The sequence below is a fragment of the Marinobacter salexigens genome (genome assembly GCF_002806945.1).
Taxonomy (GTDB): Bacteria; Pseudomonadota; Gammaproteobacteria; order Pseudomonadales; family Oleiphilaceae; genus Marinobacter; species Marinobacter salexigens.
This window is the reverse complement of the sequence record NZ_NIHC01000001.1, coordinates 737,217-758,429: the sequence shown is the minus strand read 5'-3', so window position 1 is coordinate 758,429 and position 21,213 is coordinate 737,217. Positions and strand designations below refer to the sequence as shown.

At 53.3% G+C, this 21,213-nt stretch carries 21 protein-coding genes; 8 read left to right on the top strand and 13 right to left on the bottom strand.

Going from position 1 to position 21,213, the window contains the following annotated elements; all coding sequences use genetic code 11:
- Nucleotides 1-52: 52 nt before the first annotated feature.
- The 3 genes from CDH47_RS03510 to CDH47_RS03500 form a co-directional block, all read right to left on the bottom strand.
- Nucleotides 53-454, bottom strand: coding sequence for a DUF6502 family protein (locus CDH47_RS03510; RefSeq protein WP_100638423.1), 402 nt, complete (start codon nucleotides 452-454; stop codon nucleotides 53-55).
- Nucleotides 451-1,329, bottom strand: a complete 879-nt coding sequence (locus CDH47_RS03505) for a DUF6502 family protein (protein ID WP_100638422.1) — start codon at nucleotides 1,327-1,329, stop codon at nucleotides 451-453. The genes CDH47_RS03510 and CDH47_RS03505 overlap by 4 nt, the downstream gene beginning before the upstream one ends.
- 93 nt (nucleotides 1,330-1,422) lie before the next feature.
- A complete protein-coding gene (locus CDH47_RS03500; RefSeq protein ID WP_100638421.1) occupies nucleotides 1,423-2,850 on the bottom strand; it encodes a DUF5666 domain-containing protein in 1,428 nt (475 codons plus the stop codon).
- Nucleotides 2,851-3,051: 201 nt separating this feature from the next.
- Between CDH47_RS03500 and CDH47_RS17475 the strand changes: the two genes are divergently transcribed.
- Complete coding sequence (locus CDH47_RS17475) at nucleotides 3,052-3,225, top strand: DUF6435 family protein (RefSeq protein ID WP_153045458.1); 174 nt, start codon at nucleotides 3,052-3,054, stop codon at nucleotides 3,223-3,225.
- Nucleotides 3,226-3,259: 34 nt separating this feature from the next.
- Here the strand turns inward: CDH47_RS17475 and CDH47_RS03495 are convergent, their stop codons facing one another.
- Both CDH47_RS03495 and CDH47_RS03490 read right to left on the bottom strand, forming a co-directional pair.
- Nucleotides 3,260-3,607, bottom strand: coding sequence for a chaperone modulator CbpM (locus CDH47_RS03495; RefSeq protein WP_100638420.1), 348 nt, complete (start codon nucleotides 3,605-3,607; stop codon nucleotides 3,260-3,262).
- Between the two features lie 15 nt (nucleotides 3,608-3,622).
- Entirely contained in the window at nucleotides 3,623-4,618 is a 996-nt protein-coding gene (locus CDH47_RS03490; protein ID WP_100638419.1) for a DnaJ C-terminal domain-containing protein, read from the bottom strand.
- A gap of 160 nt (nucleotides 4,619-4,778) precedes the next feature.
- Between CDH47_RS03490 and CDH47_RS03485 the strand changes: the two genes are divergently transcribed.
- The gene (locus CDH47_RS03485) at nucleotides 4,779-5,288 is read left to right on the top strand and encodes an acyl-CoA thioesterase (RefSeq protein ID WP_100638418.1); all 510 of its coding nucleotides are present in this window, start codon (nucleotides 4,779-4,781) and stop codon (nucleotides 5,286-5,288) included.
- Nucleotides 5,289-5,376: 88 nt separating this feature from the next.
- Nucleotides 5,377-5,820, top strand: coding sequence for a YtoQ family protein (locus CDH47_RS03480; RefSeq protein WP_100638417.1), 444 nt, complete (start codon nucleotides 5,377-5,379; stop codon nucleotides 5,818-5,820).
- A gap of 33 nt (nucleotides 5,821-5,853) precedes the next feature.
- Here CDH47_RS03480 and CDH47_RS03475 read toward each other — a convergent pair whose 3' ends face one another.
- Nucleotides 5,854-6,285 carry a DUF3010 family protein gene (locus CDH47_RS03475; RefSeq protein ID WP_100638416.1) on the bottom strand — a complete coding sequence of 144 codons (432 nt, stop codon included), beginning with the start codon at nucleotides 6,283-6,285 and terminating at the stop codon, nucleotides 5,854-5,856.
- 132 nt (nucleotides 6,286-6,417) lie between these two features.
- Between CDH47_RS03475 and CDH47_RS03470 the strand changes: the two genes are divergently transcribed.
- A complete protein-coding gene (locus CDH47_RS03470) occupies nucleotides 6,418-7,560 on the top strand; it encodes a cytochrome P450 (RefSeq protein ID WP_100638415.1) in 1,143 nt (380 codons plus the stop codon).
- Here the strand turns inward: CDH47_RS03470 and CDH47_RS03465 are convergent.
- Nucleotides 7,552-7,920, bottom strand: coding sequence for a hypothetical protein (locus CDH47_RS03465; protein WP_100638414.1), 369 nt, complete (start codon nucleotides 7,918-7,920; stop codon nucleotides 7,552-7,554). The two genes, CDH47_RS03470 and CDH47_RS03465, sit on opposite strands and share 9 nt — an antisense overlap.
- Nucleotides 7,921-8,140: 220 nt before the next feature.
- Here CDH47_RS03465 and CDH47_RS03460 point away from each other — a divergent pair, with 220 nt between their 5' ends.
- The 3 genes from CDH47_RS03460 to CDH47_RS03450 all read left to right on the top strand — a co-directional run bounded on the left by CDH47_RS03460 (nucleotide 8,141) and on the right by CDH47_RS03450 (nucleotide 12,166).
- On the top strand, nucleotides 8,141-9,358 hold the full coding sequence (locus CDH47_RS03460) for a polyhydroxyalkanoate depolymerase (RefSeq protein ID WP_100638413.1): 1,218 nt from the start codon (nucleotides 8,141-8,143) through the stop codon (nucleotides 9,356-9,358).
- Between the two features lie 155 nt (nucleotides 9,359-9,513).
- The gene (fabG, locus tag CDH47_RS03455) at nucleotides 9,514-10,257 is read left to right on the top strand and encodes a 3-oxoacyl-[acyl-carrier-protein] reductase (protein WP_100638412.1); all 744 of its coding nucleotides are present in this window, start codon (nucleotides 9,514-9,516) and stop codon (nucleotides 10,255-10,257) included.
- A gap of 97 nt (nucleotides 10,258-10,354) precedes the next feature.
- Entirely contained in the window at nucleotides 10,355-12,166 is a 1,812-nt protein-coding gene (locus CDH47_RS03450) for a class I poly(R)-hydroxyalkanoic acid synthase (protein ID WP_100638411.1), read from the top strand.
- A 19-nt stretch (nucleotides 12,167-12,185) separates the two neighbouring features.
- Here the strand turns inward: CDH47_RS03450 and zapE are convergent, their stop codons facing one another.
- From zapE to CDH47_RS03420, 6 genes are all read right to left on the bottom strand, one after another.
- On the bottom strand, nucleotides 12,186-13,298 hold the full coding sequence (zapE, locus tag CDH47_RS03445; RefSeq protein ID WP_100638410.1) for a cell division protein ZapE: 1,113 nt from the start codon (nucleotides 13,296-13,298) through the stop codon (nucleotides 12,186-12,188).
- A 52-nt stretch (nucleotides 13,299-13,350) separates the two neighbouring features.
- On the bottom strand, nucleotides 13,351-14,469 hold the full coding sequence (locus CDH47_RS03440) for a baeRF11 domain-containing protein (RefSeq protein WP_100638409.1): 1,119 nt from the start codon (nucleotides 14,467-14,469) through the stop codon (nucleotides 13,351-13,353).
- A gap of 76 nt (nucleotides 14,470-14,545) precedes the next feature.
- Nucleotides 14,546-15,280: a glucose 1-dehydrogenase gene (locus CDH47_RS03435; RefSeq protein WP_100638408.1), complete on the bottom strand. Its 735-nt coding sequence runs from the start codon at nucleotides 15,278-15,280 to the stop codon at nucleotides 14,546-14,548.
- A gap of 121 nt (nucleotides 15,281-15,401) precedes the next feature.
- Complete coding sequence (locus CDH47_RS03430) at nucleotides 15,402-16,574, bottom strand: RtcB family protein (protein ID WP_100638407.1); 1,173 nt, start codon at nucleotides 16,572-16,574, stop codon at nucleotides 15,402-15,404.
- A gap of 82 nt (nucleotides 16,575-16,656) precedes the next feature.
- Nucleotides 16,657-17,124: a peroxiredoxin family protein gene (locus CDH47_RS03425; protein WP_100638406.1), complete on the bottom strand. Its 468-nt coding sequence runs from the start codon at nucleotides 17,122-17,124 to the stop codon at nucleotides 16,657-16,659.
- Nucleotides 17,121-18,335 (bottom strand): serine hydrolase domain-containing protein, encoded by a 1,215-nt coding sequence (locus CDH47_RS03420; protein ID WP_100638405.1) that lies wholly within the window; start codon nucleotides 18,333-18,335, stop codon nucleotides 17,121-17,123. Before CDH47_RS03420 ends, CDH47_RS03425 begins: the two co-directional genes overlap by 4 nt.
- A 184-nt stretch (nucleotides 18,336-18,519) precedes the next feature.
- Between CDH47_RS03420 and CDH47_RS03415 the strand changes: the two genes are divergently transcribed.
- On the top strand, nucleotides 18,520-21,204 hold the full coding sequence (locus tag CDH47_RS03415; protein ID WP_153045457.1) for an EAL domain-containing protein: 2,685 nt from the start codon (nucleotides 18,520-18,522) through the stop codon (nucleotides 21,202-21,204).
- Nucleotides 21,205-21,213: the final 9 nt, after the last annotated feature.

Genomic DNA, 21,213 nt, shown 5'->3' with positions numbered 1-21,213 from the left:
TAATTTCACCGTTTCAAATTGGCCTGCTATGCAGTTTCGGAGGAGGTGTGTATCAAACTTCATCACTGCGCCGCCTGCCTGCCTTCTGGCCGGGCCTGTCGTTTTGGCGCCGAACAGCGGGCGTCACCTCGAAACTGGGCACATCGTGTATGTAGGTGCTTCGTCTGAGCAGAACCTGCCCACTGTCCAGTTGCTCAACAATACCTTTACGCAAAAGTTCATTGAGCACTACAGAAGGGGCAAGCTTCGGATTAGCCGCCTGTACAAGCTGGCTGAAAGTTGGCTCGTTTTGACTGTTCATCGACAACAAAACGGGGTGCTGGTTCTCATCGAGAAACGCTACTGCACTAATCCAGTGTTTTATCACCTCACGGCTGGGAGCAGATAACAGGGTGCTAGCAAGGACAGTAGGCTCCCAGCGGCAAACAAACTTTGGCTCGTGGCGAGCGCTCATGTCATTTTCCCTCTTCCAGAGCCTGGCTCGGGATTTTCTGGTAAAAGTGGCTCTTCAAAATAGAAGACGCTGACACCTGTTCTGAAGGATTGCTGCGGTGAGGCGTCATCCTGCTTACCTGAAACATCGCGATCTTCGGGCCCCAGCCAGGAATCCAGTTGCTCCAGTAACTTCTGGGACTGCTCAGCAGCATGGGCTCGCCATGCCTCCATGGTTTCAGGAGGTATGTTGTTATAACTCAGCGTGCGCTGAAACAAAGGCGCTGGATCGCCCTCGCCACACACCAGATTATGATCCACCGTGGCTATAAGATCTGATACGTCCTCGCCAAAGAACCGGAGCAATTCCTTGCTATCTCCCGCAGGCACGTAGGCTCTTTGCTTCAGAGTAAGTTGGCCGGTGGCATTATCCACAGTCACCACCCCAACCCTTAACAGCTCGTCTAGTACGGCACGGGGGGGCATATCCCCGCTATACTTTTTTGCCAGTTCACAAAAACTCAACGCCCCATCAAAAGGAAGTATAGCTGGCTCTCCGGCAGCGTCCTGAAAAAGGCTATCGTGCACCCAGCCAGACACTACCCGGGATGCACGATTGGTGTGCAAAACTTCGAATTTTCCCGTGTGTTGGCCCGCAAGAATCTCCCGCTGGCGCTTAACTTCTTTGCGCGTTAATCCTGTCATCACTGCCGCCCCGGAATCAGACGGCTTGCGCCGTTCGCCGGGGAAATCTTCCAGGGCCGCTTCCACGTAGGCTCGCTTGACCAGCTCGGCAAACTCACCATAGGGAACGCCGTTACGCAGAAGCAACCTCGCAAGGGGGCGCAGAATACGGAACAGGGCCTGGTGCAATGGGTTCGTACGGGACTCGATCATATTTGGGATTATATTCCCACATAGCCACTAAAAGCCAGAAGCGCGGACGGGGCAAGCCCGCCCGCAAAGGCTACAACCAGTTTTTGCGCTGTCTTACTGATCAGGGCTAGCCTGAAGCTCGTACTCTCCGCCAGCCGTAGCGCAATACTCAAGCTCAACCTCTTCCTGGAGGTCCAAATCCTCAAGGCTATAACCACCTGCCAGAATCTCCAGATTCATTACACGGATTGAGCCGGAATCCGTCACAGTAACAAACGCCTCCAACTCCGCACAATTCCCTTCGTCTTCGTCTTCGTACTTCACGCTTGCGGCCTCAAGGTAGCCACCATCATTGCTGCGCTGGTAGCCTTTTACTTCAAGGTAATCACCCGCTGCGAAGCTTTGAATATCGAGAACCCGGGTGCGCCGGTCATTGTCGTCGCCCTCATCGATCAATGTGCTGGTAGTGAGCTGAACCTTCACACCGCTGACCCTGAGCGTTTCGTTCTCCAGATCTACGGATTCAACAACGCCCTCAAGCTCAACATCCGCTTCCTGGCCTTCGATTTCCTCAGCATACAAAAGGCCATCGCGGTACTCACCTTCCACCTGTATGTGAACGCCGTTTTGCAAGTCGGATTTGCCAATGTCATCAAACTCGGTATTGGCCGTTATCTGCACCAATACGCCGTTTATGTAAAACTGCAGATTGGTTTCATCGTAGTCATACAGCTCGCCAGAGATCTCTACGTCGTTATCGTCACCATCAAGCCAATCGCTTTCGTCGTCAATTTCGGCGGCCAAAATGGTTTTCCCGTCTGCCGATAGAGCCCCCTCTACATCCACAACCATGCCTTCAGTCAGGTCCTCCAAAGAGAACCCATCTTCTGGCGTGGCACTTCCGTAGTCGATTGTGAATCCGTTGATGGTGAAGGCCTCGGCAACTTTGTCGAGATTTCTCACAACGCCCTCTATTTCAACATCATTCACATCATCAAAATCCACCCCATCCGATTTGGCCCCTACAAAACTTGCGCGAAATTCACCTTCTGCAGTGCGCCAGCCACTCACGCGAACCCGATACTCGCTTGCGTTACTCGCCATTAGTGTGGGGGTCGCACCGCGGAATACAGTCTGGCCATCCACAAACACTGTCTGGCCAAGCATTACAATTTCGCCGGTACGATTGGCTGCGTCCCAGGTCATTGACGTAACCGGGCCACGCAAGGTGTCATCGTAAATGACCGTTCTTGCTTTGCCTTCTCCCTGACCATCCCAGTCACCCCGGACCTTCAGGATCATGCCCTTCTCTAGCTGTTCTTCACGTTCAATACCGTCATAACTTTTTACGGTGCCATCGGTACTGAACCTGGTGCCATTCACGTACACGCTACCAAAGCCAGATACCCGGCCAACACTGGTGCCGGACGAAACGCCGGCGGAGTCTGAGCCTTCTGAGCCGCCACCACAGGCTAGAAGTGAACCCGCGAGGGCGCCGGTCAGAGCTAACTTTATCGCTGAGACTAAAAGATTGTGCTTCATGGTTCTTCTCCAGGCTGTTTTCACGGGTTCGGCAATCGAACTTCGACCGCCCGAACAATATGGGAAAATTTTCCCAAAACGTTAATTGGGAATTTAATCCCACAAATGAAATTTGTCCAGCAATAGACTCGAATAATTTATGAACTTTCAGACAGAACCTGCGTAACCTTATGAACAGGAACCAAATGCGAGGCGCAAAAAATGCTGGGATTCTTGAAGGGTGATCCGAAGAAGAAACTGCAGAAAGCGTACGAAGCAAAACTGGCGAAAGCGCTGCATGCGCAGCGCAATAGAGATTTAAGAAGCCACGGCACCCTGATGGAGGAGGCAGAAAAGATTTACGCCGAGATCAGGGCGCTCGGCGAGAATCCGTAGAGAAAATCTTACGGACGAGTGGCAGCAAGCAGCGCTACCACTCCCCCGTTAACTGCTGCAGTTGCCGGTTGAGGCGATCCACCTCTTTGCGCATTTCCTGAACCTCATCCAGAAGTTCCAGCGACATGGCAAGGCCCGGAAGGTTCATTTTAAGGTCGCGCTGCAAACGCCTGGCCTTGTGCAGCCGAGCCAGAGCCGCCACATCAAACAGCCACTGCCGTGCTTCGGTTGCGGGTTCTACAGGCGCAATAACGCCGTAGTTGACCAGCTTGATCACAAACTCCGCATGACACTCACCACGCTCGCACACTTCGTGAAGGGTGAAGGTGCTGCCATCTGAGTCCATTACTTCAACGGTCAGAACACTGTTTCTTTCACTCATTGTTTACTCTCCCCTTCACAGATGGAGTTTGCTGCGTGGGTTGAACGCTTTTTCAGCTTCGGCAAGCTGCTTGTAGAGCTCTTCTGCTTCAGCAGAATGCTGCTCTGGTATGGTGATCTGCAGGATAACAATCTGATCACCCGGGTGCTTGCCCGGCAAACCCCTGCCTTTGAGGCGAAGTTTGCGACCCGAAGAGGTTCCCTTTGGCACCTTCACGTTCACTTTTGAGCCCACCGTCGGCACGGTAACCGTTGCACCCAATGCCGCCTCCCATGGCGCCACGGGAACCGTCACCACAACATCCCGGCCTTCCACACTGAAAAGGGGGTGTGGTGCCAGTTCAACCTCTATTAACAGGTCACCTGGCTCGCCACCTCCAATTCCCGGCGAACCTTGGCCTTTCAGCCGCAGATGCTGCCCTTCACGCATACCGGCCGGGATTTTCACCTTCAAGGTTTTCTGGCGTGCAACTATGCGGCCGTGTTCATCAGCCTCGTGGACGACAAAGGACACCTGCTTCTCGCATCCATTGAACACTTCTTCCAGGAACAGCGCCAGCCGTGCGTGAACATCCTCACCACGCACCCGAACGTTCTGCCTGAAACCACCCCCTGCTCCACCGAATTCAGCGCTGGAAAAGCCTCCTGCGCCGGGGCCGGCACCCCGCCTGCCACCGAAGATTTCTTCAAAAAAGTCGCTGAACTGACGTGCATCTGCATCGGTATAACCGCCACCACCAAAACCGGATGCACTCTGCCAACCGGGAGGCGGCTGGAAAGACCCATCGGCCTGCGCACCGTATTTACGCAGTTGGTCGTATTCGGTGCGTTTTTCCGGATCTTTCAGCACCTCGTATGCCTCGCCGAGATCTTTGAACTTCTCGTCGGCATTTTCCTCTTTACTGACATCCGGGTGATACTTTCGGGCCAGTTTTCGGTAGGATTTTTTGATTTCCTCGGGGGAGGCAGACTCGCTCACACCAAGCACGGCGTAATAGTCTTTGAAGTCCATTGAACTCCTCGCATCTGATGAAAGATTGTTCTCTGGTTATATATGATTGGCGCAATTGGAAAAAATACAAGCTTGGCCCGGCACAGTTAAAGATGTAGTACCCTCAGCCGCACCTTTCACGATCAACCTTAGCTTAAAATCAACGCAGAGAAAGAACGTTATGCCAAACCCTGCACCAAAACCCGTATCCGCCTCGGCCATTGAGAAGCACGTTTATAAAGTGTTTCCCAACGATATGAACTCCCACGACACCGTATTCGGCGGCATGATCATGGCAAAATGCGACCGCCTGGCTCTGGTGGTTGCCGAGCGACATTCCACCTGTGTTTGTGTGACTGCTGCGGTGGATTCCATTCATTTTCGTGCCCCTGCAAAAGGCAATGACACCTTGCTGTTCAGTTTAGCGCTGAATCGTAGCTGGGGGTCATCTATGGAAATCGGCGCCAAGGTTGTTGCGGAGAACAGTTACACCGGCGAAACCCGTCATATTCTCTCGGCCTTCTTCACATTCGTAGCTCTGGATGAAGACGACAAGCCGGTAAATGTTCCGGCCGTTGTGCCAGAAACCGCAAAACAGCGACAGCGGTTCGATAATGCCGAGATTCGCCGAGAGGGGCGCCTGAAGACTCGCGCTCAGCTGGCGAAAGTGGCTGACGATGATAGGGATTAACCGGGCTGAGAATCTCTAACTTGCTGGGCTATAATAGGGCTTCGCAGGTTTGAACCCTCCCCTTATCCATTTTACTTAGGAGAACTCCATGATTTGGACTGTGTATCTCTCTGGCGAAATTCACACTGATTGGCGTGAGCAAATTCAGGCTGGAGCAGAAGCCGCGGGATTACCTGTGGAATTCACCGCACCGGTTACAAACCACGAAGCCAGCGATGCAGCCGGCGATATGCTGGGCAAGCCAGATGTAGGTTTTTGGCGGGATCACCAGTCATCCAAGGTAAACGGCATTCGCACCAAAACTCTGCTGGAGCAATGCGATTTGGCGGTGATCCGTTTCGGTGACAAGTACAAACAATGGAACGCGGCCTTTGATGCCGGCTACTGTGCCGCTATGGGCACGCCCTACGTTACCCTGCACGCTGAAGACATTATCCACCCACTGAAGGAAGTAGACGCATCCGCCATGGCGTGGGCGCAAACTCCCGAGCAGGTGGTCGAGATTCTGAAATACGTTACAACAGCACAGTAACAGGATGTGCATCAGGCGAAGTGCCAAGCGCGGCTACTTCGCCAGATGCCCTGCATAAGCCGCAACAAACGCCGCTTCCTGAAACATCTTCAACCCTGTCTCTGCAAAAGGAATGGGCAGCGGCTTGGCAGACAATGTTGATTTGATGGTTGCTGATGAAAGCAACTCTACCTCAACATCCGTCTCTCGCATCAATTGAATAGCTGCTTCCATTTTGAAACTGATGGCACCACCGGCAAACTTGCCTTTGGGCATGCGCTCTTTGATGGCCACCTTTTTCACCCCGTGTTCTGCCAGAAACGCTGCAAAAGACGCCTGAAATGCCTGGAGATCCTCACGGGTGTGGTTCTTCTTCAAGGTGATTTTGCGAACCTTGGTATCCGGCAGGCTGAACTGCCCTGCATCCAGATTCAGCAAACACACCACGGCATCACTTCCACTTAGTTCAACACCACAAATAAGCATGGACTCTCCTTTTCTGTCGATCAGGCAAAATACCGGGCAAATCCCCCGCAGTCTTGCGCTTTCGCATTTTTGATTCAAGCAATTACCGCTATGCTGGCCAGGCAATATGATTTTGATGGCAAAGGAGTCACTATGACAGACCACATGCCGGATGACTTGTCCGCAACTGGCCGGGACTTGAGAGCGTATACCGATGAGCTGCGCCCGAAGCATCCAGTTGTGCGAAACATCAGGGGTGAATGGGTGCTGCTGCGGCATGCCGACGTTTTGGCCGCCGCCCTGGATCATGAGCGTTTTTCCAGCCAGGTTTCCCGCTACCTACAAGTTCCGAACGGGCTTGATGGGGAGGAACACACGCTCTACCGAAACCTGATCGAGCGGTATCTCAGCCAGGAAGCGGTGGAACCATTCGTGCCAGCCTTCAAGCGCGTTGCCAACCAACTAATCGCTGAGTTGCCCAAAGGTGAAGTACTGGATGCCGTTAACGATATAGGTGCAGTATTTGCCGTTCGCGCCCAGTGCGCCTGGCTGGGGTGGCCTGAGGAGCTAGAACCAAAGCTACTGGCCTGGATGAAAGAAAACCATGCTGCCACCCGCTCCGGCGACCACAGGCGGATGGCAGAGGTTGCTGAGCAGTTTGATGGAATTATTCGCTCGGTTGTCCAACCACGACGTGCTGCTGGTGCTAGCGCTCCCGACGATTTGACGACAAAGCTATGCCGCGAAACAGTGAATGGGCGTGAACTGACCGAAGCGGAACTGGTTTCAATTCTGCGTAACTGGACAGGCGGGGATCTGGGCTCCATCGCGCTGTGTGTTGGCGTCATCATCGCTCACTTGGCCCAGCATCCTGAACTACTTAAGCAGGTGCGAGAAGCCTCCAATCCTGAAGCCGAAGCCATCATCAATGAGATACTGCGCCTGGATAACCCGTTTGTATCCAACCGCCGTGTAACCACCTGCCCCGTTCATATCGGTAGCCGGGAGATCCCTGCTGGTGCGCGGGTGAAATTGAACTGGACTTCCGCCAACCGCGATGAATCTGTGTTCGACAACAGCCAGTTTGACCCGGAAGGCAATGCAGCCAACAACCTCCTATATGGTGCTGGCAAACACGTCTGCCCAGGCAGGCTGCTAGCTACATGGGAACTGCGTATCGCTCTGCAGACTATTCTCACGTCTGTGCAGACAATTGAACTAGCCCCCGGAGAGCCGCTGGAGCGGGAAGTGGCGCCTGTGGGCGGGTATCACCGTGTGCCGGTGGTACTAAGGTGATGCATCCTGCACAAGACAGTTAATCAGCGTAATCGACACATCCCGAAAGACCGCATCTGAGCTTACAACGCCTGGGAATCTATCGTAGATCCCGCGCCGGCAAGCTGAGGTGCGGGTTCTTGCCTGCTTGACGCAACTGGCACTAGCTTCAGTACCCTTAGCCTGGCCAGTGGCCTGTTCGCATAACGAGGGCACCTGTGTAACCAGCCAGTCTACGGTGTCGCTGAGTTTTGCGGGGTTCGATCCCAGGTTGGTAAACCGGCTTGCATCAACGGCTTGTGGCTGCTCACGGGTTTGATCCCATAGAACAAATGCCAGAGCAGCTATAACCAGAATCACGGTAACAGTCGGAAATTTCATGAAAGCCTTATGGAAAGAGGTGGCGAGCTCTATAGTAAAGATTCGCTTGAGAAGCGCAAAGTTGGCTCTTTAGTGTTAAATCACCCGCAACCTTCAAAAGTGTAAACACTTTCAGCTTCTTGTTTCGGTTTTCCAGAAAGGTGTTAATGTGGAAAACCCTGTTTGCCAATAACCTGCTGGCACGCGAGGCCATAACCCGGAACCCAAGTAGGACAATATTATGATGTATTTTGCCCACGAGATAGGCCGAGTAGCACTGGAGCCGGTGCGTTTGTTGACCAAAGCCCAAAGCACACTGCTCCAGCACCCCTGGAGCCCGGTCTCCCGCATTCCTGGTGCACGCAGCGTAGCCTCTGCCTATGGTGTGTTTGGTGATCTTACCCGCCGCTACCCAAAACCTGCATTCAACCTGTCAACAACAATTTGTGACGGGGAAGTGGTTGGGGTTAGTGAAACCGTTGTAAAGCGCAAACCTTTTGCTCAGCTGAAGCACTTCCAGCGCGACGTGCAGCGTCCCAACGACCCCAAATTGCTGATCGTTGCGCCGCTGTCTGGCCATTTTGCCTCGCTTCTGCGCGGCACGGTAGAGGCCATGCTGCCAGAGCACGACGTATACATTACAGACTGGCGTGATGCCTGCAAGGTACCGCTTTCCGATGGAGACTTTGGCCTTGACGACTACATCGACTATGTAATTGAATTTATTGACCATCTAGGCCCAGACACTCACGTACTCGCGGTCTGCCAGCCTGTCGTACCGGTGCTTGCGGCTACGGCAATCATGGCTGAAGATGGCCACCCTGCAACACCGCGTTCTCTGGCACTCATGAGTGGCCCGGTAGATGGCCGCGTGGACCCGACTGCCCCATGCAAACTCGCCACCAAGAACAAACTGGCCTGGTTCAAACGCAATCTCGTCCATCCGGTTCCGGCTCCCTACCCCGGGGCTATGCGAAAGGTTTACCCTGGATTCCTTCAACTGGCCGGCTTTGTGAATATGAACTTCGACCGCCATGTTGACGCATACCGCGGTTTGTTCCGCTCCATTCGCGACGAGCAATCCGACAAGGTTACTCGTCACCGCAACTTCTACGACGAATATCTGGCCGTAATGGATCTGCCAGCCACCTATTACCTGGACACTATTCAGCGTGTTTTTCAGGAGTTTCATCTGGCCAGAGGCTGCTTTGAACACCGGGGACGACTCGTAAAGCCGGCGGCCATTCGCAATACCGCCCTGATGACGGTAGAAGGTGAAAAAGACGACATCTCCAGCCCAGGCCAAACTCGCGCCGCCCATAGTTTGTGCGTGAATGTGCCAGATTCCCGCAGGGTGCAACACCTGCAGGAAGGCGTTGGCCATTACGGTGTTTTCAACGGTAGCCAGTGGCGCGAATCCATTGCTCCAAAGCTGCGGGACTTCATTCGCTCAGCATGATGCGTTGCTTTGACCTGGCTCCTTGTGAAGCCAGAAGGGCTCTGCTAGCTTGATTTAGGAGTACCTCGCAAACGTATTGCGTGTTGCCATGTTGTATTCATCCAATAAATATAATTCGAAGTGTGAAGTAACAACAACAGACCAAGGAGAGTGCCATGCAGGATCTGAAAGGCAAAATAGCAATCGTTACCGGTGGATCCCGTGGGATCGGACGCCACATCGCGCTTCAGCTTGCCCAGCGCGGCGCTGATGTCGCCATTAATTACCGCTCCAGGGCGTCCGATGCAGACGCCGTTATAAAAGAACTCGAAGCCATTGGCGTCCGGGCGCTGGCCATTCAGGCAGATCTTTCAAAAATGCCCGAGGCACGGAGTATGATCAAGGAGGTTCACGATACCTGGGGGCGCATCGACATACTGGTAAACAATGCTGGTATTACCCGGGACAGGTCCATGAGGAAGCTCACAGACGACGATTGGAACGAGGTGCTTGATACCAACCTGGGAAGCGTCTACGCCACATGTTCTGAAGTGCTGAACATCATGTTGGAGCAAAAATACGGCCGCATCATCAACATAACCTCGTTCGTTGGCCAGGCTGGCAACTTCGGGCAGGCCAACTATGCGGCGAGTAAGGGCGGTATCATCGCTTTTACAAAAACCCTGGCGCTTGAAGCTGCAAAGCACAACGTTACAGTAAACGCCATTGCTCCCGGTTTTACCGAAACTGAAATGTTGGCACAGGTGCCCGCAAATATCCGTGAACAGATCATTTCAAGAGTACCCATGGGCCGCTTCGGCCAACCCGAAGAAATCGCCCGGGCCGTCGTATTTCTGGCAGCTGAAGGCGATTACATTACAGGCCAGCAGATTAATGTGAATGGTGGCGTGTATATGTAGTTGAGTTTTGCCGCGACAAACGCGCTCAATTCCTGCGTTCGTCGCAGCTTTTTTAACAGGTCCGCGGCCCGTTGTCCGCGATGTGGAGACTGTGCCTATGTCCGAGAAACCGATTAAGAAATCTTCTTCCCCCGAATTCGAGCCTGACGTTGTGCCCCAGTCGTTAATACGAGCTGGGGAGCATGGCCGTAACCTGCTGAAGCGCTCAATCATGCGCCGGCTACGGGGCGGCGAACCCAATGCCACCAGCATCAAGAGCATTGCAAAACCTTTCGTAAAACTGACAGGAAAGCTTGCAACGCAACCTGACACCGTCATTCTCGCGCAAATGCGGCTTATCCGGGACAGCAGCCGCTTCTGGTCGGGCTTGTTGTACAGTGGTCTTGGCAAAAAGCCCCTGGATGTGGCTCAGCCCGAACCGGGTGACGGGCGTTTTCGTGACCACGCCTGGACAGATGCGCTTGCCTTTAATGTCATCAAGCAGGCCTATCTGTTATCAAACCGCTGGATTATGGATACCCTTGATGACGTGCGAGGCGTGGACCCGCATACAAGGCTCAAACTGCGTTTCTTCACGGGCCAGATGACCGATGCTCTTGCGCCGAGCAACTTTATCCTGAGCAACCCGGAAGTGCTGCGCACAACCATCCAGACTCGGGGCGCTAACCTGCTGCGGGGCCTGGCTAATCTGTTGCGCGATCTGGATGAGGGCGAGGGCCCTCTGCCTTTTCGCATGTCTGACCCCGACGCATTCAAAGTTGGTGAGAACCTGGCCAACACACCCGGGGATGTGATCTACCAGAATGAGTTGATGCAACTGATCCAGTACCGGCCAACTACAGAAAAGGTTCATCGCAGACCCTTGTTGGTAGTGCCACCCTGGATCAACAAATACTACATTCTCGATCTTGGCGAGAAAAAATCATTCATCCGCTATTGGGTAGAACATGGTCATACTGTGTTCGTGATTTCCTGGATAAACCCGGGAGCCGAGCTGGCCCATAAAAGTTTTGAAGATTACATGCTCGAAGGCCCTGTAGCAGCCATGGATGCCATCGAACAAGCGACCGGCGAGCGAGAGCTCAATACCGTGGGCTACTGCATTGGAGGCACCCTGCTGGGGTGCACACTTTCATGGCTGGCTGCCCGGGAAGATGACCGGGTCAAGAGTGCAACCTTTCTCAACAGCATGCTGGACTTTTCAGATGTGGGCGATCTGAAAGTGTTCATCGATGAAGACGCCATCAGCAAGCTTGAGAAGGCCATGGATAAACAAGGCTATCTCGACGGGGCATCCATGGCAACGGCGTTTAATATGCTGAGAGCCAATGGCTTGATATGGTCGTTCTTCGTTAACAACTATCTGCTTGGCAAGGACACTGCCCCCTTCGACTTACTGTACTGGAACTCAGACGCAACCCGCATGCCCGCGGCCATGCACAGTTTCTATCTGCGCAACATGTACCTGAATAACAAACTGCGTGAGCCTGGTGGCATTGGGCTGGCCGGCACACCCATTGATCTGGGTAAAGTCAAAGTTCCAAGCTACTTTGCTTCAGCCATCGAAGACCACATTGCGCCTTGGACTTCCTGTTATAGAGGCTCTCGCTGCCTGGGCGGCCCTGTTCGGTTTGTGCTTGGTGGCTCTGGCCATATTGCTGGCATTATCAACCCGCCGGAACGAAAAAAATACGGTTACCGAGTTAACGAGGAGGAAGGACTGGAGCCCGATGCATGGCTACAGGGGGCCGAGGAATCTGAAGGGTCCTGGTGGCCAGACTGGATTGCCTGGGCCGAGCAGTTTGGCGGTGGCGAGGTAGAGGCCCGACACGCGGAGAATGGAAAACTGCCAATCATCGAACCAGCGCCGGGCGCCTACGTGAAAGACGAACCTGCACCAGATATGTAATAGCTAGCTGGTGCAGTAGTCAGGTTTGCAGGAAACGCTGCAATTGCATTTCCTGCAAACGACTCAGGGTGCGCTGGAATGGAAAAGCCAGCGCACCCTTGGAGTAGAGTTCATTCATTGGCACGGCAGCATCCAGGTATAGAGGAACGCCCCTGTCGTAACATTCGTCGACCAAGGCAATGAACCGGCGAGCGCCGTCATCCTGATGGGTTAATGTGGGCAGTTGACGATCCCCCGCTTTTACCTGGGTCACACCATCTTCAGTACCGCGGGCAATAGCAGCTTGCTGGCTGCCACCTGCAAGTTGTGGCACGTCACTTAAAAAGAGATGGGAAAAGCGGTCGCACAACTCGATAAAGTCCTGAGCCGACAGCTTCTGCTCACACAAGTCATCATAACGACACCACAAAAGGTGCTGACTACGCAGCACTACTTTTATTTCCTGGTGCCCTATAAGAACTGGTTCACACCTGGCCTCTCCATTCTCACCAAGCAGTTCCCAAAACACCGCCTCCAGTGCTTGCGGCTGGTTAACCCAATAGCGCTGCTGGAGCACCCCGGGGTGGAGCCGATGATCTTCTCCACCATCGACACTCAGCACTTGCGTATTTTTCTTGATCGCCTCTATGGCGGGTAACAGGCGCTCGCGGTTGAACCCATCTTTGTAAAGTTCGTCGGGCGGCTGGTTGGATGTCGCCACCAGAACCAGGCCCTGAGCAAACAAATGCTGAAACAAGCCGCCAATCAATACGGCATCCCCGATATCACTGACAAACAGCTCATCGAAACACAGCACTTTGGCTTCTGCCGCTAACTCCTCGGCAAGCAAACGAAGTGGGTCCTCCTGCCCGGTCAGCTGAAACAAGCGCTGATGCACCCAGCGCATAAAATGGTGAAAATGCTGCCGCCGGGCCGGCACGGTCAAAGCTTGGTGAAAGCGATCCATCAACCAGGTTTTACCCCGCCCAACCGGCCCCCACAAATACACGCCCTGAACATCAGCAGCACCCACCTGCAACTGCTCATAGCATTGCTGCAAGCACCTGGCAGCCTTCTCTTGGGCTGGGTCGTTTTTAAAGCCTGAGGCCAGCGCACGCTGATAGGCTGCTTCAGGAGAGAGCGCTGTCGCCATAGAACTGCATGGTTTCATATAATGACAGCGGTCCCTCTGATCGAGTATGGCATCAAATCGGATAACGCGAGATAGCTGCCAGATCATGGCGGCCCGGAATATCGTCCTTGCGGACAGCCATTACCTTCGCACCTGTACGCAGTGCCCGGCCCGCTATTTCATCAATCACTCCGTAACTGATTGCGTCTTCGTGTGAGCCAAACTCAACTTCACCGGTTTCATCATCCACGTAGCCATCAACCACACTGTCGATATCAATAAGCAAGCTGTCGATTCCGCCATACGTTGCTAATCGGGCTGCATCGGATATATCCGTAGTTGACCGGTTCTGCCCAGCTCGCTCTTCGAACAGGTGGTGGAAATCCTCAATCTGGCTCGCATAGTGGGCATCCAGTACAGGCCTTGCTGCACTTGCCAACTCTGCATTACTCAGATGTTCGGGGTTTCCGGAAATAGCATCAGGAAGTGCCGGAATTGCGCTTAAGGAACGGAACAATGCTTCCAATGGTTTCGCCGAGGCAAGAATCAGCGGGCGGTCGGAGCGCATAAGTACCGGGCGCAATAAGCTATTGATCTTGCGTACATAACGTGCAAGATAAGAGCTATGCTCTTGAGCGCCATGCCTGTGTCCGGTACCTGAGTAGTTCTTGATGGTTGCATCACCAACAACTGATGTGAGATCCCCGGGCATATCCGCCACTGTCACCTCTCTCGCCGGCAAGTCAGCCGACACTTCAATCAATCTCACAGCATTCTCTGAAAGCGCCAGGATATGTGCCGTATGGGGAAATGTAACAGCGCGCAGTAACGGCTTCAGGTGGAAGCGGTCGGACACCTCAACGATATCTTTCAGGTTGTTAGCCATGCGGTAGGTACGCAAAGACTCTGGCGTAGCGAGAATCGCGAGACTGTTCGCCTGATGGTTCCAGAAATCCAGATCAGCCGCCAGATCGTCAAACTGCTCTTGGAGCTGTGCAATGCGCCGCTTATCCAGGCCATTGGCTTCCAGTTGACTGACTGCCTTTTTAACCAGGTTTCCAAGATTGATTCGGCTCGCTTCAACTTCACGGCTAAGCGGCGTGGTTGGCAAGTAAATTGAGACGGCCGCATCAGAGCGAACCAGATTAAGGTCGCCAATTTCCTTGGCGCTTGGCATGTCTACGTAGTACATATAAAAACCTCCTGCAAGTTCAAGACGCTGGCCGGACGGGGTCGCCCGTACCAGTTCGAACAATCCATTCAGATCTTTACTGGGCGGTTACCCCGCCATCCACTACAAATTCAGAACCCGTGGAATAGCTTGCTTCATCGGATGCCAAATACAGCACTAAGCTCGAGACTTCTTCAGATTTAGCCAAGCGCTTTAAGGGGATGTGTTTCGCGAACTCTTCAACAGCGGCTTTCGTGTCGCCCTGCATAATCATCGGCGTTTCGATAACGCCGGGGTGTACCGAGTTCACTCTGATCCCATAAGATGCACATTCCAAGGCAGCGGCTTTCGTCATACCGCGTACGGCAAACTTGGAATCCGTATAGCCAATGGCCCCTCCCACCAAACCATTAATGGAGGACACATTGACGATAGAACCACCGCCCGCTTTTTTCATTGAGGGAACAACGGCCTTCATACCCAGGAACACCGACACCTGGTTAATCTCCAGAATGCGGCGATAATCTTCCAGGGATGTATCCAAAAGAGACTTCGCCATTGTTATACCGGCATTGTTCACCAGGATATCGACCGGCCCAAACTGTTCCTCGGCTTCCTTGATAACCTCAGCCCAGTCTGCCTTACTGGTTACATTCTGCTTTACAAACAGAGCGTTTTCGCCCAACTCGGAGGCAAGGGCCTGACCCTTTTCTTCATTCAGGTCGGTTAAAACGACCTTTGCGCCTTCATTTACAAATGCCTGAGCGTGTGAGGCGCCCATTCCCTGTGCTGCACCGGTAATAACAGCGACTTTACCTTTCAAGCGATCCATCTTAACTCCCTGTTTTTAAATAACTTATTTAATAAGGGCCACTAACATCACTATAGCAGAAGGCGCTAACTTCCGCGTCAGTATTATCCAAGACCGGCCTGAGAGTGCTGCAACGGGCGCACTACCCCTTCACCACAGCCAGAGGCTGCAACTCAATCTGTACCTCAACAAGATCGACCTGATTTCTCATTACCTCATCAATATCTTTATAAGACCCCGGCGCCTCATCCAGATCTTTACGGTTACGAATGGCATGTAAAATCCCGCGATCCTTGAGCGCTTTAACTTCCTCTTTCAGGTCGAGTGTTTTGCGAGCTTTGGAACGGCTCATAATTCGGCCGGCACCATGGGAACAGGATTCAAAAGACTCGGGCTCCCCTTTACCCTTTACCAGAAAAGACCGAGTACCCTGGGAGCCGGGAATCATTCCCCACTCACCCTTTCGCGCCCGTGTTGCGCCCTTTCGGTGCACGATAACCGTCTCACCAAAGTGCTCCTCTTCAGAAGCAAAGTTGTGCGGCTTGTTGATAAAGTCTGCAAACTCCACACCCGGCAGTACTTCCATGAAGGCCGCCTTCGCGGCCTCCATCATCAACTTCCTGTTGGCCAAGGCAAACTCAAGGCAGTAATTCATTTCTCGTCGGTACAGATCGAAATACTCAGACGACTCCGGAATGTAGGCCAACCCCTCAGACACTTCCTCCCCCGCTTCCTCATTCAGGCGCTTAGCCACATCGTTATAATGATTTGCGACGGTGAAGCCGATGTTGCGTGAGCCGGAGTGGATCATGATCCAGATATAACCATCAGACCCTTTTTGGATCTCGATAAAGTGGTTGCCGCTGCCCAAGGTTCCTATTTGATAAAGCCCGCTCTCGTACTCCTGGTTCACGATGGGTAGCTCACCTTTTCGCTCAGGCATCCAGGCTTCATCCTGGGGCTCCTCGTGGTGGCTGAAGCCTACGGGAACGGTTTCACGGATGATTTTGATAACATCTTTCAGATCGTCTGTTGAGATATCTTTCAGGTTGGTGCGCAAGGAGCACATACCGCAGCCGATATCGACTCCAACCGCGTTGGGCACAATAACCCCGCGAGTGGCGAGAACAGCGCCGATCGGCATGCCGTACCCTTGGTGGGTATCCGGCATGATGGCAATGTGTTTGTAGGCAAACGGAAGATTCGCAAGGTTTCGCGCCTGTTCCAGCGCACCCTCTTCCATTTGGTCTTCATCAAGCCAGAGCTTGATTGGCAGTTTCTCTGTTTTGATCACTGCCTTTACACCCGCGTTCATAACACCTCCACAATTCACGGTGAACAGATCTATTCAGTCGCCTTGCGCGGAGTATGTCAATGCCGGGTACTCATGCTGGAATCTAGGCCAACAGGCGCCCAATCATATTTCCCACCTGCATATCACTCACACGCCCTAGCTGGGTAAAGCGGATAGTGCCATCCCTGTCGATCAGCACCAGCGATGGGGTCCCCTGCAGGTTGAGCTTTTGCATCATCACAGGAATTGGCCCCGTTTCTGAGGGCAAATCAATGGCTATAGGAAACTGCAACCGGTACTCACTGGCAAACACCTTGAGTGCATCGGGCGTCATCACGTGGTGGTGCTCAAACACTGAGTGCAGGCCAATCACCTGCACTTCATCGCTGCGATACATCTCGTGAATGGCTGCGGCTTGCGGCAGCCCATGGGTGACACAGCCGGGACAAAGCATCTGAAAAGCATGCAGCACAACCACCTGCCCCCGCAGCTCTTCCAGCAGCAAGGGCTCGTTTGTATTCAGCCAGCTAACCACGGTTAACTCCGGGGCCTTGATTCCTCTACTGATCATACCAGCGCTCCATTAACAATCGCCCGCAACTCCTGCCGTATCGGGTAGGTGGATGAGGGGATCAGTTGCGTCATGAATATCATCACCAACTCTTCAACCGGATCTACAAAAAAGCTGGTGCTTGCCAGGCCACCCCAGCCATATTCGCCAACAGACCCGTTAGTCTGGGACTTGGCAACATCGGTTTTTACCGAAAAGCCCAACCCAAAACCGGTTCCGGCATAAGGCGCCTCGCTGAACGACCCAACCGCCAGCCCCGGAAGGTCCTGACTGCCAGGCAAATGGTTATTGCGCATGAATTCAAGGGTCTTGCGACCAATAATGCGCTGGCCCCGGAACTCCCCGCCCTGGCATAGTGCCTGGGCAAAATGAAAATAATCGTCGATGGTGGAAACCAGACCTCCCCCGCCCGACAAAAACTTTCCCTTGCGCCGGAACGGTGATGTCTCCGGATCGTCCTGAAGCTTGAGTTGATCCCCCGGCTTATACTGGTAGCACGCAGCAAAGCGATCAAGCTGTTCATCGCGCACGTGGAAGCCGGTATCAGTCATATCCAATGGGTCAAAAACATGCTTCTGCAAATATTCGTCAAACGGCTGATCCGCCAGAAGTTGCACCAGGTACCCCAACACATCGGTGCTGACGGAATAGTTCCAGGCAGTGCCCGGCGAGAACTCCAGGGGCAGTTCCGCCAGTTGATTAACCAAGGCTTCCATCGTCAGATCCTGGCTGCCATCTAGCCCCAGTTCGCGATAGGCGGCATCCACGTTGGTGCGGTTCATAAATCCATAGGTCAGGCCGGACATGTGAGTAAACAAATCGCGGATGGTCATGGTGCTGGTTGCGGGCGTGGTCAGAAAACAAGGATAGACACCGCTGCTATAAACCCGCTGTTTTTTCCAGGCTGGTATATACTTGTGCACTGGATCATCCAGCAAAAACCGCCCTTGCTCATAAAGCTGCATCATGGCAATGGACGTTATCGGTTTGGTCATGGAGTAAATACGGAAAATAGTATCCCGACAGACCGGCTTGTTGCGCTCCACATCCATAAGCCCCTGGGGTTTTACGTACGCGACCTCTCCCCTTCGAGCCACCAGTGTCAGGGCGCCTGGTAGTTTTCCAGGGTGGATGTAACAGCGGTCAAGGTGACGTTCAATATTGAGCAGCCGCCCCGGTGCGAGGCCAGCGATCTGTTTCGAATTCGTCATAGAGAAGGCGCCTTTTGGTCTGATACACCGATTATTGCATTACTCAGCGAGACTCTGCAGCCACCTCTTGTAACTGCCGAACCAGAATCAGAATTTCCCCCGCAATTACCTTGAACTTTACACGAAAAGGCTGAACACTCTAGTGGCAAACAAAAATCAAGTCCTGGCCACAGCGAGTAGCCCTTTGACTGTACCATCAGATAGAGAGGCCAAGCCCGAAAACACACGCTCCAAAACGCGCGCAGAGGCCCGCGACACCACCCGTGCACCTGACAACCTCGATCGGGAAAAACAGCGCTGCAATGTCGCGGAAGCACTAGATACCAGTGAGCAGAATTTCCGGGCTTATTTCGAGCGCTCCATGTTTGGCATGGCGAGCACTAGCCCGGACAAAGGCTGGATAGAGGTAAATCAGGCACTTTGCGACATGCTCGGCTATACAGAGCGTGAACTCCTGGCAACAAAGTGGTCTGACCTGATCCACCCTGAAGACCTGGAAGTCTGCCAAGCTCAGTACCAGCAACTGATTGACGGCACAGTGGATGAACGGTCTGTTGAAAGGCGGTTTATTCATAAATCCGGCGGCTCCATCGATACTCACCTTGCCCTGCGTGCTGTTCGAAATGCTGACCACAGCTTTGCGTACGTGGTGTCGCTGATCGAGGACATTTCACCCCGGAAGATGGCAGAGCGCCGCGAACAGATGCGACAAGAGACTTTGGAGAAGGTCGCCAAAGGCGGCTCTTTGGAAGAGATCTTGTTACAGGTTATCGAATCGACCGAGTCCATTCTCTCCAACTCCATGTGCTCGATCCTTCTCTTGGACGACGAAGGGAAACGCCTGCTGACTGGCGCTGCGCCCAGCTTACCGGGCTTTTTCACCAAGGCCATTAACGGCCTTAAGATTGGGATGGGTGTTGGCTCCTGTGGAACTGCGGCCTTTACGGAAGAGCGCGTTGTCGTCGAAAACATCGCATCTCACCCCTACTGGGATAACTTTAAAGAACTGGCGGCTTCAGCCGAGCTTGGCTCTTGCTGGTCGGAGCCCATACATTCTTCGTCGGGCAAGGTCTTAGGCACCTTTGCTATTTATCGCAGAGAACCGAGCGCCCCTGATGAACAGGAAGTTGTACTGATAGAAAGGGCCGCCAACCTTGTAAGTATTGCCATCGAGAGAAGCCGCGCAGAAGAAGAGCTCCACCTTGCCTCGTCCATCTACAAAAACACTGCGGAGGCCTTGCTGGTTACCGATGCCAGTAACAGAATCGTTGCACTCAACCCTGCCTTTACCCGCATAACCGGCTACACCCTTGACGACATCCGAGGCAAAGACACTTCGTTTTTTCGTTCCGGTCGTCACCCCGCCAATTTCTACAAGGCTATCTGGAAAGAGGTCGCCTCAAAGAATTTTTGGCAAGGGGATATCTGGAGTCGTCGCAAAAATGGCGAAGCCTTTCCTGCTTGGGTAACCATCAGTGTTATTCACAATGATAAAGGTGACATCCAGCGCCATGTATTTATGGGCTCTGATATCACCGACAAAGTTCGCACAGACGAGCTGGTTTGGCGCCAGGCAAACTACGACTTTCTGACCGGTTTACCAAACAGATACATGTTCCAGGATCGGCTTGAACAGGAAATCCGAGCGTCTCTAAGCCAGAAAACACTGCTAGGGCTCTTGTTTATTGACCTTGACCACTTCAAGGATGTAAACGACTCCCTTGGGCACCCTGTGGGCGACCGGCTGCTGGTAAAGGCTGCAGAGCGTATCAGTGGCTGTGCCAGAGGCTCAGATACAGTGGCCCGCATGGGGGGCGACGAGTTCACTGTTATCCTGCCCCGGCTTGCAAACACGATTGATGGTGAAAAGGTAGCTGAGCAGATCATCAGCTCACTGGCAGAGCCATATTTAATCAATGGCCAAAAAATTTACGCTCAAGCCAGCGTTGGCATCACCTTCTGCCCAGACGACGCATCCGACGTTGACCTGCTCATCAGCAACGCCGACCAGGCCATGTACGCATCGAAATTGGCGGGGCGAAACCGGCTGAGTTACTTTACCCAATCCTTACACGATGAGGCTCAGAACCGCCTCAAACTGATAAGTGAAATGCGCACGGCTGTTCAAAGCGGGCAGTTCGAGCTTCACTTTCAGCCCATCATCGATCTTGCGTCCGGAAGCGCCAGCAAGGCAGAAGCACTGATACGCTGGAACCACCCAGAGCTTGGAATCATCAGCCCGGCCGAGTTTATCCCTTTGGCGGAAGAGACCGGGCTAATCGTTGGAATCGGCGACTGGGTGTTTCGGGAAGCGGCAGCCCACGCAAAGCGTTGGCGCGAGTCATTTGATCACGGAGTACAAATATCGGTAAATATGTCACCGGTGCAGTTTCAAAGCGACGCTCTGAATATCTCAGACTGGCTGCATTATCTCCAAATGCTAGGACTGGAGGCAGAACACCTGAGTATCGAAATCACCGAGGGTCTGCTGCTCAATGCCAGCAACAACGTGAAAGACAAGCTGCTCCGATTCCGGGATGCTGGGGTTCAGGTGGCCATTGACGACTTTGGAGTAGGTTACTCAGCACTTTCTTATCTGAAACGGTTCGATATCGACTACCTCAAAATTGACCAGTCTTTTATACATAGCCTTGAAACAGACCAGAATGACCTGGTGCTCTCTGAAGCCATTGTGATCATGGCCCACAGGCTCGGCCTGAAGGTCATCGCCGAAGGCGTCGAAACCGAGGCCCAACGCCAGCTACTGCTGGAAATCGGATGTGATTACGGCCAGGGATACCTGTTTTCACGCCCTCTGCCCACCGCGAAGTTTGAAGAATTTCTTGTAAATGCCAAGGGGACTGCGTAAGCGATCACT